Genomic DNA, 12,951 nt, shown 5'->3' with positions numbered 1-12,951 from the left:
TGTGGGTAGACTTATTGCAAGTCATTCCTAGTAGCAGAGGAGCCACATCATGTACAAGCAGATAGAGTTGCCCTATTCCTTTGACGCACTGGAGCCGCATATCGACGCGCTGACGATGGAGACGCACTATTCCAAGCACCATGCGGCATACACCAAGGTTCTGAACGAGGCCGCAGAGAAGGCGGGCGTCCTTGACACACCTATCGAGGCCCTGCTCGCTTCGTTGGGGACGATACAGGACGAAGCCCTTCGCCAGGTCATCCGCAACAACGGTGGCGGATTCTACAATCATAACCTCTACTTCTCCATCATGTCGCCAAACCCAGCCCCTGCGCCGGAAGGTGTGCTGAAGGCGGCCATCGAGAGGGGCTTCGGTGACGTGGACTCCCTGAAGGATCAGCTGAAGAAGGCGGCGCTTGGCCGCTTTGGCTCCGGGTGGGCATGGCTCAACTCCGGCAAGGATGGTTCCCTGAGCGTCTCCTCCAGCCCCAACCAGGATAACCCCCTCAGCGAGGGAAGCGAGTCGGTGCCTATCCTCGGTATAGATGTGTGGGAGCATGCCTACTACCTGAAGTACAAGAACCTGCGCGCCGACTACGTGGACGCATTCTTCGAGGTGCTCGACTGGAATGCCGTTGCCGAGAGGTACGCTAAGGTCGCCGGCTAGGTTCTTCGGTGGTGGGGCAGCGTGTGTCCCCAATCCTGCACCAAGCTATGTGTCAGATGGGTCCCGCGCGTCGTGTTGAAGGCGCGCGGGACTTTTCTGTGCGCGGCCGGATTATGTGTGCGGCCGGAAGGGGACGGCTCAACCCTTGAACGAGGTGCGGAGTGAGCGGAAACGGTCCAACCCATAAAGCGGGAACGGTCCAACCCATAAAGCGGGAACGGTCCAACCCATAAAGCGAAAACGGTCCAACCCATAAAGTGAAAACGGTCCAACCCATAAAGCTCCTATGGTCTAACTGGTAGAATCAAATCAAAAGGCTAGCTATCACCCCTTGATTGAGGTGCGACGGAAATGACGTTTGGCATTTGTGAATCGGATGGATATCTGCCAAGAGTGGCAGACACGCGACTCGATGACGCGCTGCGCAGCTCAGGTGCGGTTCATATCAAGGGGCCCAAGTGGTGCGGCAAGACGGAGACCGGAATTCATCACACGAGGAGTCAGATATACCTTCAAGATCCTGATAAGAGCCCTGCGCTCCTTGCCATGGCTGACTCAAAGCCCTCGGAGCTTCTCATTGGCGATAAGCCCCGACTAATTGATGAGTGGCAGATGGCTCCACAGCTTTGGGATGCCGTCCGCTTTGCTGTGGACCGCGAGAAGGTGAGAGTGTCCTTTTTGACAGGGAGCGGGACACGATGGGGGTCGTCTGATGCAGATCTTTGCGAATGTCAAGTCGCTCAGGCGCGAGCGCGGTTTTCTCGAGCCGAAGTCCTACGAGCTTCCCCATGACGTGCGCACGCTTCGTGACCTCATCATCGCGCTGGTGGACGTGGAGCTTAGCGCGTACAACCGGCGTGAGCCCGGTGAGATGCTCAAGGCGCTTCTGAGTCAGGACGAGATCGATCGTATGGCCGAGGTGGGCAAGGTGGGCTTTGGGCGCATCCATGCGCAGGCGAAGGCGGACCGCATCAAGGCCGAGAAAAACGCCTTGCAGTGCTTCGAGGACGGCATCATCCGTGTGGTCGCAGGTGACGATGAGCTCACCAGCCTCGATGAGTCCGTCCCCGCCCAAGACGGGGTCACGTACACCTTCATTCGTCTCACCTTCCTGGCTGGTAGCATGTGGTGAGAGCTGCGAAGGCACCGTACCCTGCGGCGCACGCCCTGCACGTACACTCCGAATGCGTCGTACACACCATGGCTGTGAGGAGAAGACGATGGCACGAAGCCGCCCGAGTCGCCCAAAGATAGAGATTCCAGCAGAGGAGGTCGAGCGCCTGCACGCACTTGCTCGCGGAAGGATCGGGCTTGCGTCTGCGATCGCAGCTGTCGTCTTGGGCGACCGACGTCTTGCCACGATCCCGGAATCGCTGGCTGGGCTATGGGTGCCTGACGGCGTTCATGATGCGCGTGACGAGTTTCTCATGGCGTTTGAGGAGGCCTTGGGCAGGCCTGTGTGCGAGGTGCACACTGTGGACGACTTCTGGACGCCCGCCGTCGCGTGGGTGTTTGGCGAGGTGGTAGGGCCTGAGGTCTGCATGTTCTTGCGCCAGATTCTCGACCTTGTCGCGGAAGGCGCCTTTGGCTTCGGCTGGCTGAGGCGCAGTTGCCACGCACGGGACTTTGCGCTGTATGCGTACAGCGCCATGTTCATTCTTGCGGACAATGTGGGGGCGATCTGTTGCGAACGTCCTGTGGCCGAGCTGCTATACAGGGACTACTCCGACATATTCACGCACTTCGAGTTTCTTATTGCCATCGCCATTCGCAACGGTGACGCGGACGTGATTGCCTACCTCAAGGACGCGATCTATGGCGACAACGCGGCCAGTGCGCTCGACCATCACCTGGTGCGGGGCATCGTCCGCAGCGGCAACGAGGAACTGGTGGGCGACCTGCTCAGACTGCTTGACGCGGCGCAAGAGCAGGAGGGCGTGCGTCAGGCCATCCTGGAGCAAGCGGATTGCGGGACGAGGCGCACGTTGGAGCGCATCCTGTCGCATTGCGTCGAGAGGGACCTGTTCCGCTTCAGCGCCGCCCTGCGCGCATTTGGTACCTGGTGCGGGCTGCCCCTGCCCGCGATGAAAGGAAGACGGCTTGCGCGCTTCGCAGGGCTGGCGTTGCGTGCCCTCGACGACAAGGCATACTGCCTGCAGCTGCTTGAGAGCGACAACATCATCGAGGTGCACCTGGGGCTGTGGGCCTTAGGCGTTGATGACCTGGCGCTGGTCACGCCCCAGCTAGAGCGTCTTGTCACTGACCCTGTGCATGTGAGGCGCGTCCTGGGCTGGTACTTCATACGCAACATAACGGACGACGCGTATCGGATGTCCCTCGCGATGCGCCATCTGGACGAGCGCGATCCCGAGACCCTCGCATGGGTCATAAGCAACCTCGCGGTCCTGGACCAGGCCCTGCGTGGCCGCTACAGAAGCGTGGACGCGCATATTGAGCCCCTGCGCCCCTGTCCTGACGAGGCGCTCCCAAGTGATGCCGCCGAGCGTGCGCGGCTGTTCTTTCAACTCAAGGGCATCGCCCAAGAGGTCGGCCGCAAGAAGCGCACGTTTTCCGACAGCCCTTACGCCGAGATTACCATCACTCTCTCTGTGGACAGGGTCATCAAGTGCATGATGAGCGTAGCTCTCTACGATCTGAACCCCGCGCTCGTACAGGAGCTTTACGGCATGATTGACCTGATGAACGTGGACCTCAGGTGGATCTTGGTCTACACCTTCCTCTCGCCCGACACCGTTCCTGCCGACCATCAGCTGCTGCTCGACCTGCTGGGCGACCGTACCGTCGCCACGCGCCAGCTGGCTGTTGACCGGCTGTCGCGGATGAGGGTTGGCGAGCGGGACTTGGACGCCCTCGGCAATGTACTCTCCTCGAAGAGCTCATCGCTGCGTGAGGGCGTCATGGGTATCCTCACTGCGCAGTCGTGGGATAAGCTTAAGGGTGTGACGGTGCGGCTGCTGCAGGCCAACAACGCCTATCAGAACCAGGCTGGCATCGAGCTCGTGCTGCGGGCGCGCAAGGAGAGGGATGTTTCGGCGGATGCCGCCGCGTTTGCAGACGATGAGGCCCTGTCCCTCGCGCTCGGCGAGCTTTCCTCCCGCGACGTTCCCGCCCAGACGAGGGTCCTGCTCGATGGCCTTGGCCTCGGAGAGTCCGAGACCGAGGCATACACGCCCGAGAACGGCTATGGCCTGTACGACCCCGAAGAGGCTCTGCCCTTCGAGGAACGCTACGTGGACCTGTTCGAGGCCGCACCCCTTTTCCAGGGTGGCTCAGAGAAGGCGTATGCAGGTGAGCGGCAGGCTGTGGTGCCCTCTGGTGTCCAGGATGTCGGTGCTCCAGACCCCGGTGCCCAAGGCCTTGATGCCCACGATCCCGCTCGGCGTGGTGGCTTCCTCTCTTGTGCGCTCAGGGCGCTGTTCGGCGACGGGGACTCAGTTGCTGATGGAGAACCAAAGGCAAAGGGCCCGGTCGGCGCAGCGCGAGAGCTCGTCACCCAAGACGGCACCCACTTGCTCACACCACCCAGGCTCAAGGACTACGCTGACTATGAGGGTGCGGCCGACGCGCTTTTGCGTATCGCGGGCGTCATCGAGCGACACGAGGACTATGAGTACGAGGTCGAGGGCTGGAACGGCGCACGCGAGACGCAGCTACTTGGCTCGACTGGCAACTACGTTTCCCTGCCCGTGGGCTGCAAGGCACGATGTGCGGCGGATAAGGATGCACGCCTTGGCATGCTGCCCTTTGCCGACGAGTTCAGGGAGGCAATCGCTCCTGTCACCACGGGTGCGGCGCAGGCACTGCGCGTCGTGAGTGCCACGCTGGATCGCGATGAGCCTCCCAGCACGCGCTATCAGTTCGTTGGGCGGATGCTCTCGCTGAGGGAGACGTACGACAAGACGATCTGGCCGTGGGAGGTCGATCAGTTGGGAAAAGGCCGCGCACTTCAGGCCGAGCAGGTCCTGTGGCTCTCGCTCTTCGAGGTTGACCAGGACGAGCTCGTGGGGGAGGCCCTGCGCCTGTACCGAAGCTTCCTGCGCATGTATGGTCGCTGCGCCTTCGAGAACTGTCTGCGACGGGTCTCTCAGATGTCGTGCTACGACTATGGCAGCTCGGACTTCTATCCCATCAACGCGCGATGGCTGCGGTTCTGGCGTATGGTCATACGTCGGCTGGAGTTCACAGATGAGCAGTATAGACGCTGGTTCGAGCTGGAGTATTGCGTGGAGAGGGCAAACGGGAGCGCATGTGACATCGAGCTTGGCCTTGACCTTGAGGACTATGCGCGTGCCCTGGGGCAGTCGATGATCGGCGAGGGTGCCTTCTATCGCTTTGTCTTCACTGCTCCCGCTGTTGCATGGAAGCATGTGGCCCCGAGGACCAGTCAGGCCCGTCGTGAGCGGGCACACATGGTAGAGCGCTATCCCTTCGCCCAGGACCTGTGCGATCGCGCCATATCGCGTATCGTCGACGTTGAGGAGCGGCGCGGGGAGCTGGAAACGCCCGTCTCGAAGTTGGCCTTCCGTATCGTGCGGGTACAGCATGACGGGGCACGTCATTTCTGCAATCTGCTCAAGGCGCTGGGCAACGACACGCTTACCCGAGACTGCAGTTGCTCGAAGCGAGACATGCTTATCGACCTGCTCGAGGCCTGTCAGCCTGCTCCAGAGGATACGGCAACGAGCCTCTCTGTGCTGCTGAGATCCGCCGGCATCAGCGATGAGCGCCTCGTGCAGGCGACGATGCTCGCGCCCCAGTGGGCCGGGCTCGCGGAGCAGGTCAGCGGCTGGGACGCCCTGAAATCGGGCATCTGGTTCTTTCATGCGCATGTCAGCGAGGACTTCTCGGCCGCAAAGGAGACCGAGGTCGCGCGCTACTCGTCCATCTTGCCCCAGCAGTTCAATGACGGCCAGTTCGACCGCGAGTGGTTTTTGGACGTGCACCAGCGTCTGGGAGATGCGCGCTTCAAGGTGCTCTATCGTGCGGCCAAGTACCTCTCGATTGGCAATAGCCTCCATCGACGCTCGCGGCTGTTCGTCGATGCGGCACTGGGAAGGGTCGACGAAAAGGCGCTGGAGGAGGAAATCGAGCAGAAGCGCAACCAGGACAAGCTGCGCAGCTATCCACTCATCCCGTACGAGGGCACCCCGCAGGAGACGCTCCATCGCTACCAGTTCATCCGTCACTTCGAGGCGGGAAGCGTGCGGTTCGGGGCGATGCGCAAAAGCAGCGAGAAGCGCGCGGTCGAAGCTGCCCTTGCCAATCTGGCGCGCTGTGCTGGGTTCTCGGACGTCGATCGCCTCGTCTGGCGCATGGAAGGCACCCAGATCGAGTGTATGCGCGAGAGCTTCGAGCCCCATGTCGTGAAAGACTATGAGGTCTGGATCGCGTTCGATGATATGGGGTGTGCCTCACTGGCGGTGCGCAAGGGCAAGCGCCTCCTGAGAAGCGTGCCCAGGGCCATTGCCAGGGATCCCTATGTCGTGGGTCTTAAGAGTCAGGTGAAGGATCTGCGTGCCCAGCAGAAGCGCGGCCGTGCCATCCTGGAGAGAGCGATGGTCGAGCAGAGCGGCTTCACTGCCGATGAGCTTCCTGGCATCCTTGCGAATCCCGTTATTGGAGCCATGATGGAGAGGCTCGTGCTTACCGACGGCACGTACAGTGTCTGGGCACGGGACTTCGGGGATCTGGACGCCGGTGTCCTGCGCATTGCCCATCCCTTTGACCTCAAGCAGCAGGGCGTCTGGTACCGCCTCATGGGCGAGGTCTTCGAGCGCACGGTGGTGCAGCCGTTCAAGCAGGTATTTCGTGAGCTCTATCTTCTCACTGCCGACGAGCGACAGGAGCGCACCATCTCGCGGCGCTACGCTGGCAACCAGATCCAGCCGCAGAAGGCCGCCACCCTGCTCAAGTCGCGCGGGTGGACCGTTGACTACGAGACGGGCCTGCAGAAGGTCTGGTACGACCAAAACCTCGTGGCATGCATGGTGTCCTACGCCGACTGGTTCTCTCCCGCTGACATCGAGCCACCTGTGATCGAGGAGGTCAACTTCTTCGGGCGCGGCACATGGAAGGCCGTGCCGCTCGAGGAGATCGCTCCCATCGTGTTCTCCGAGACGATGCGTGATGTTGATTTGGTGGTGAGTGTCGCCCACGCGGGCGCCGTCGACCCCGAGACCAGCTCCTCGACGATCGAGATGCGCCGTGCGATTCTCGGGCAGCTGCTCGATCTTTTGAAGGTGAGGAACGTGGACGTGGACGGCTCGCATGCGAAGGTCCACGGTACCCTGGGCAACTACTCAATCCACCTGGGATCGGGCGTGGTGCACAAGATGGGTACGGGCATGATCTGCATGCTTCCCGTACACTCCCAGACGCGCGGTCGCCTGTTCTTGCCCTTTGCGGATGAGGATCCCAAGACCGCCGAGGTTCTCTCGAAGGTCCTGCTGCTCGCTCGTGACCAGAAGATCAAGGACCCAGAGATCCTGAGGCAGATCACGGAGTGACTGGGGAGTGACGATGTCGAGATCCCAAGGGCTGGAGCGGTTTCTCGGGTGCTTGAACGGCTGGACCTGCGAGTCCGCACTGCCACTCGGCATCGATCGTACCGACCGCACTGCCACTCGGCCTTGAACGTGATGCGTAGTACGTTCACCGTCGAGCGGCAGTGTGAGTTGCACTGCCACTCGGCCCCGATCGTACCGATCGCACTGCCACTCGGCCTTGAACGTGAGGTGTGGTACGTTCACCATCGAGTGGCAGTGTGAGCCGCACTGCCGCTCGGCCCCGAGCGTACCAATTGCACTGCCACTCTGCATCGATCGTACCGACCGCACTGCCACTCGGCCCCGAACGTGAGGCGTGGTACGTTCGCCATCGAGTGGCAGTGAACATCGCACTGCCACTCGGCCCCGAGCGTACCCAGACCCCATCCCTTCACTGCCACTCGGCCCCGAGCGTACCGATTTGGTACGCTCACGCCCGTTTGGCAGTCCCGGCCGCACTGCCACTCGGCCCCGAGCGTACCCAGACCCCATCCCTTCACTGCCACTCGGCCCCGAGCGTACCGATTGCGCTGCCACTCGGCCCCGAACGCGACGCGTGGTACGTTCGCCATCGACTGGCAGTGAACATCACACTGCCACTCGGCCCCGAGCGTACCCAGACCCCATCCCTTCACTGCCACTCGGCATCGATCGTACCGATTTGGTACGCTCACGCCCGTTTGGCAGTCCCGGCCGCACTGCCACTCGGCCCCGGGCGTGCCCAGACCCCATCCCTTCACTGCCACTCGGCCCCGAGCGTACCGATTGCGCTGCCACTCGGCCCTGAACGTGAGGCGTGGTACGTTCGCCATCGAGTGGCAGTGAACATCGCACTGCCACTCGGCCCCGAGCGTACCCAGACCCCATCCCTTCACTGCCACTCGGCATCGATCGTACCGATTTGGTACGCTCACGCCCGTTTGGCAGTCCCGGCCGCACTGCCACTCGGCCCCGGGCGTACCCAGACCCCATCCCTTCACTGCCACTCGGCATCGATCGTACCGATTTGGTACGCTCACGCCCGTTTGGCAGTCCCGGCCGCACTGCCACTCGGCCCCGGGCGTACCCAGACCCCATCCCTTCACTGCCACTCGGCCCCGAGCGTACCGATCGCACTGCCACTCGGCCCTGAACGCGACGCGTGGTACGTTCACCGTCGAGTGGCAGTGTGAGTTGCACTGCCACTCGGCCCCGAGCGTTCTTGGTCACCTTGCTATCATCAGCGTGTCTATCTTGCGAGCTGGGTCATGCCCACGCCTCTATAGATCGTTAGGATCAAACGGCAGGCAAATCGGACAGTGGGGGCCTTGCGACCACGTTCGCATGTACCAACGGGGCAGGCTATACTCTTCTCGGGAAGATGGGAGCTCGAACATCGGAGGTAGAGATGAACCGACTGGCAGATACGTTTGTCCTTTCCAACGGTAGGGGCATCCCCTGCATCGGACTCGGCACGTGGCAGACGGCGAGTGGCGAGGAGGCGGTTGAGGCCGTGAGCTGTGCCATCAAGATGGGCTATCGCCACATCGATGGCGCGGCTATCTATGGCAACGAGCGCTCGGTGGGCAAGGGGGTGGCCCTCGGGATCAGGGAGGCAGGCATCTCGCGAGAAGAGCTCTTCGTCACAAGCAAGCTCTGGAACACGGAGCGCGGCTACGACAGGACCTTGGATGCCTTTGAGAAGACCCTTGCTGACCTCGGCCTTGACTATCTCGACCTTTACCTCATCCACTGGCCAGCTGCTGCTCACCAGTTCGATGACTGGCAGGCGATCAACCGTGACACATGGCGCGCCTTCGAGAAGCTCTACCATGAGGGTCGAGTCAGGTCAATCGGGGTCTCGAACTTCCTGAGGCATCATCTTGAGCCGCTGATGACCGCTGACGTTGCTCCAATGGTTGACCAGCTTGAGTTTCATCCCGGTTTCATGCAGACAGACATCGTGTCGTATTGCCAGCACAATGGCGTGCAGGTTGAAGGGTGGAGTCCGCTAGGACGGGGCAAGTTGCTGACGGACGGGCGCATGGTCCAGATTGCCGAGCGCTATGGCGTCTCGACCGCCCAGCTGTGCGTGCGCTGGGCGTTGCAACACGACGTGCTCCCCCTGCCGAAGTCCATCCATGAGCAGCGCATCCGCGAGAACGCGGACGTCTTTGGCTTTAAGATCACCGCCCAAGACATGGACGCAATCGATGCGCTGCCCTTTATGGGAGGCTCGGGTAGCAGCCCTGACGAAGTCGACTTTTAAGGAGACGCCCTGTGGGAGCATCGCTCTCATGTGGTGCGAGGCATAGGGCGTCGTCCTCGCACTCAGGTGGTCCGGACAGCTCGGACGGTCGGCTCCTTGCCAGCTGGCATCGCAGGTGATCCGACGCATAGTGCCCCGCACGCTGCGGGGCACTATCGTGGCGACGTTTGCCCAGTTGAGACTCAGTTCTTAGTGCCCCACAATCTGCGGGGCACTATCTTGAAAGAGCTGGGTCATGGATTCTGGACGCTACGCGCAGCATCCCCTCACCCATTCGATGAAGTTGGCCGTGCCAGAGCCCGTGCGCTCGGCTATGGTGTGACCTTGGCCCCAGACGGTCGCGAAATCGACATATTTGACGGCTCTTCGGGGGTTTGCGTGGGTTGACACCCCAGTGAAAACGCCAACCTGGCGGCGGCGCCACTCGCGCAGAGCCTGTTTTCCCGGCCAGGGGAGAGGCGGGCCACCGAGGGGTGCTGCCGGCACGCCATGGCGGTTGGGGCGCTCGTGCCACCCGACGCAACTCACGTCGCAACAGTGTACACGAATGGCCCAAAACGGCTCCGAGGGGCCATTTTCGTCAATCTGTGTACACTCCTGCGTACCCACGGCCGCTCGCGCGACCGGGCGGGGCTACGGGTCCCACGACATCAACGACCCCATGGCCCCCGTGACGCCAGGGCGCTCGGACCTGAGGCCCACGCCGCCAGGGCGGTGACGCAACTGCCCTCCCACACGGACTCTCGAAGCTGCTATTTGACGTGAGAGTTGGCCTTAAGTGCCAAGGCGAGGTTGAGTTCGGTCGTGAGCGAGGTGTCCGCCTGGTCGATGCCGGAACGGATGTGCCAATGTTTTGACCACGTCTCTTTCCCTGCAGTGGGCTCTACAATCAGGCGAGTCTTAGTCCAAGATCCCCACCACAGGCCTTTATCTGTGCTTTCTCATGATATACTTCAGCTTTGGGGTCTCGATTATCTCGTCAACTCTAAACCCAAGTTTCTCATAAATTTTCTTTGCTTTTTGATTGGAATCAAAAACTGTTAGAGAAATACTCTTGATACTCTCATCCTGAAAAATGAGATCTATAAACCCTCTCAGTGCCTCTGTCCCAATGCCCAATCCTGTCTTTGTAGGATCTATTACGAATCTACCTATATGTATATTATTTTGATCAATTCGTATTTCTTGTATTATTCCGATAAATTCTTCCTTATTGAGTATTGAGAATATATTCTCCAATTCTATTATCTTGCTATAGCTCAACGGGTAAGAAATCTTAGAACCCATCCATTGTTCTTGGAATTCTTTTCCTTGTTCATTTGACCACTTGCATAAAAGTAAGGCATTGCCTCTATTTATCCCTTTTTTAAATCCGATGTGCATATTCAATCCCTGCAAATCTTGAGAGATGTCCTTGCTGTTTGAGTCAAAGGTAATCTTCCTTATCATAATGCCACTAAAGAGAGTTATGACATCAATACGGTGCGGAGCATTGCATTGTTATCGCCGAGCTATAATCGCTCAGCTCTCACAGCGAGGCAGCCCCTCGAGACTCACAGCGACTTGCCGAGGACGGGAGCTATGCGGGCGTGCGGTGACCGAGGGGAGGCTTGGCATCGACCCCACGGACCTATCTTCGCTCGAAGTTCAGACGGGCATGCCGGCCTAACGTCTGAGCGCTACAGGTAAATAGCCTGCTTTTCAGGGAAGGTGTTGTCGTGGGCCGTTGCGGTGGCATCAGTGGCGAGGCCACCTGCTGGGGATGCTACTTGAGGGCACCGGTGCCGCTGACGGCGTAGGTGACGACAGCCACTGCCATGATGAACGCCGTGAGTGACCATACGGTGGTGTCGAAGGTCCTTGGCATTCGCGCGCGTAGCTTGCGCGCCAGCGACTTGATGGGGTAGACAAGAACGATCCCGAGCACGCCAAACGAGAGGATGCCGCGCAGGGACAAGAGGCCGTCAGGCGTGCACATGAAGTCCCAGCCCGGTACGCGATAGTCCCAGGTCTGCACGCCCAGGCCGTAGAGCATGGCCGCACCGCTGGCATACTCAAGCGTTGCCGTGAGCAGGCATATGGCTGCGAAGCAGAGCGGTGGATGCGCACGCACGGGGGAGTCGGCGCGACCGAGCAGCAGCATGACGAGTGCGCTACCGATGCCGTAGATCTGTAGGAACGGAATACCGAGCCCACCGTGCTCCCAGTCGAAGAAACCTCGCTCGAGTACGCCGATGCCTACCTCATAGAGCCAGCCGACGACTCCTCCGACGACAAATGCCGCAGCGGCAAGGGCAAGGCGCTCGCGCATAGACTCGTCGCGGGACTGCTTCGTCCGTCCGACATTGCGTGCGGCGTGAACCTTCCCGCCGCCTTGGGCAGTGCGATCTGTGGTCTTTCTCGCGGCGTCTCCGTCTCTGACGTAAGAATCATTTGGCCTGACGCCGGGTTCGTGCTCAGTCATCGTGGCATCGTCCCTCCGTGGCTTGCCATAGTGGCATTGTCCCATACTACGCCGGGCATGCCAAGGACCGGTGCTCTGCCGTCAGTGGGCGCCCTTTGGTAGGTCGAGATGACTCCGCGTTCGCTGACTCACCAAAAGGTGCAGTTTGGGTCGTACATTGGTGGGCAAAGTGCGCTTTTCCGTGAGGGTGATGGGTCAGAGTGCGCTTTTTCGTGAGGGCGTCTGCACAGAGTGCGCTTTTCCGTAGAATGCGCTTTTCCTTACCTGGGCAAACGTGGCGTCGCCTCACGAAAAAGCGCATTCTGGGCCCGACAGCCCCTCATGGAAAAGCGCAGTCTGGGTGGTCTGGTGGCCGCAGACTGCGCCTTTCCATCACGTTGCCCACCGAAAGACGCACTTTGCATGCGAACAGTCGCGCAGAATGCGTCTTTCCGTCACGTCGGGAGGCACGTCAGCTCTTGTGGTTCCCACGTAAAGGGTGTCGTCTGCGGCAAGCGCGCATTCGCTGCCATGCTCGCTCGTGATGCAGAGTGTGAACGTCTTATACAACTGGAGGATATGAATGAGCGCCACTGTTTCCCGAGAGTGCCTTGCACCTGAGATGATGAGGACGCTGCCTTTCTGCTTGCTCATGCAGAGCGTCTGGCAATCTTGGGCGCTGTAGACCTGTATGAGTTCCAAGAGGGGCATGAAGATGCGCTTGGTCTCACTCGCCACGCTCGCCACAGACCTGTCGTCGGCATAGACGACAGTACGTTAGGCAGAGAGAAGGCGATCGAGCGCGGTCGTGAGGTTGTGTGCCACCATGCTATTGACGAGGCGTCAGGGGACTCGCCTGAAAGCGATATGATAATGAGTACATCGTTCGGTCCGATGTGCCGTTGAGAGAGCCGCACCTCACCGAGGTCAAAGAGCGAGACGCAGGCTATGCTGTATCGCGAGAAGATTCGGGCGAACTCGTCGGCGTATCACCTCGTGCCACGCGTGAGCTATGGCCTCGCATGGG

At 60.5% G+C, this 12,951-nt stretch carries 6 protein-coding genes; 4 read left to right on the top strand and 2 right to left on the bottom strand.

Going from position 1 to position 12,951, the window contains the following annotated elements; translation table 11 throughout:
* The first annotated feature begins 49 nt into the window (after positions 1-49).
* The 4 genes from ADJ70_RS06855 to ADJ70_RS06840 all read left to right on the top strand — a co-directional run bounded on the left by ADJ70_RS06855 (position 50) and on the right by ADJ70_RS06840 (position 9,481).
* Positions 50-667 carry a superoxide dismutase gene (locus ADJ70_RS06855; protein WP_050340404.1) on the top strand — a complete coding sequence of 206 codons (618 nt, stop codon included), beginning with the start codon at positions 50-52 and terminating at the stop codon, positions 665-667.
* 712 nt (positions 668-1,379) lie between these two features.
* Entirely contained in the window at positions 1,380-1,799 is a 420-nt protein-coding gene (locus ADJ70_RS14940; RefSeq protein ID WP_050340402.1) for a hypothetical protein, read from the top strand.
* 88 nt (positions 1,800-1,887) lie between these two features.
* The gene (locus ADJ70_RS06845) at positions 1,888-7,194 is read left to right on the top strand and encodes a DUF4132 domain-containing protein (protein WP_050340400.1); all 5,307 of its coding nucleotides are present in this window, start codon (positions 1,888-1,890) and stop codon (positions 7,192-7,194) included.
* A 1,426-nt stretch (positions 7,195-8,620) separates the two neighbouring features.
* Positions 8,621-9,481, top strand: a complete 861-nt coding sequence (locus ADJ70_RS06840; protein ID WP_050340398.1) for an aldo/keto reductase — start codon at positions 8,621-8,623, stop codon at positions 9,479-9,481.
* A 927-nt stretch (positions 9,482-10,408) separates the two neighbouring features.
* Here the strand turns inward: ADJ70_RS06840 and ADJ70_RS06835 are convergent.
* Together ADJ70_RS06835 and ADJ70_RS06830 are read right to left on the bottom strand one after the other, a co-directional pair.
* The gene (locus tag ADJ70_RS06835) at positions 10,409-10,930 is read right to left on the bottom strand and encodes a GNAT family N-acetyltransferase (protein WP_216597238.1); all 522 of its coding nucleotides are present in this window, start codon (positions 10,928-10,930) and stop codon (positions 10,409-10,411) included.
* Between the two features lie 316 nt (positions 10,931-11,246).
* A complete protein-coding gene (locus ADJ70_RS06830) occupies positions 11,247-11,945 on the bottom strand; it encodes a putative ABC transporter permease (RefSeq protein ID WP_050340396.1) in 699 nt (232 codons plus the stop codon).
* Positions 11,946-12,951 lie beyond the last annotated feature (1,006 nt).

It is taken from the genome of Olsenella sp. oral taxon 807 (assembly GCF_001189515.2).
Classification (GTDB): domain Bacteria; phylum Actinomycetota; class Coriobacteriia; order Coriobacteriales; family Atopobiaceae; genus Olsenella_F.
Note: the sequence above shows the minus strand (reverse complement) of the source record. Positions and strands in the feature narration are given on the sequence as shown.

Excerpts from the sequence above, each read along its gene's own strand:
- ADJ70_RS06855 (WP_050340404.1), top strand. The coding sequence starts at position 50 with ATGTACAAGCAGATAGAGTTGCCCTATTCCTTTGACGCACTGGAGCCG.
- ADJ70_RS14940 (WP_050340402.1), top strand. The coding sequence starts at position 1,380 with ATGCAGATCTTTGCGAATGTCAAGTCGCTCAGGCGCGAGCGCGGTTTT.
- ADJ70_RS06845 (WP_050340400.1), top strand. The coding sequence starts at position 1,888 with ATGGCACGAAGCCGCCCGAGTCGCCCAAAGATAGAGATTCCAGCAGAG.
- ADJ70_RS06840 (WP_050340398.1), top strand. The coding sequence starts at position 8,621 with ATGAACCGACTGGCAGATACGTTTGTCCTTTCCAACGGTAGGGGCATC.
- ADJ70_RS06835 (WP_216597238.1), bottom strand. The coding sequence starts at position 10,930 with ATGATAAGGAAGATTACCTTTGACTCAAACAGCAAGGACATCTCTCAA.
- ADJ70_RS06830 (WP_050340396.1), bottom strand. The coding sequence starts at position 11,945 with ATGACTGAGCACGAACCCGGCGTCAGGCCAAATGATTCTTACGTCAGA.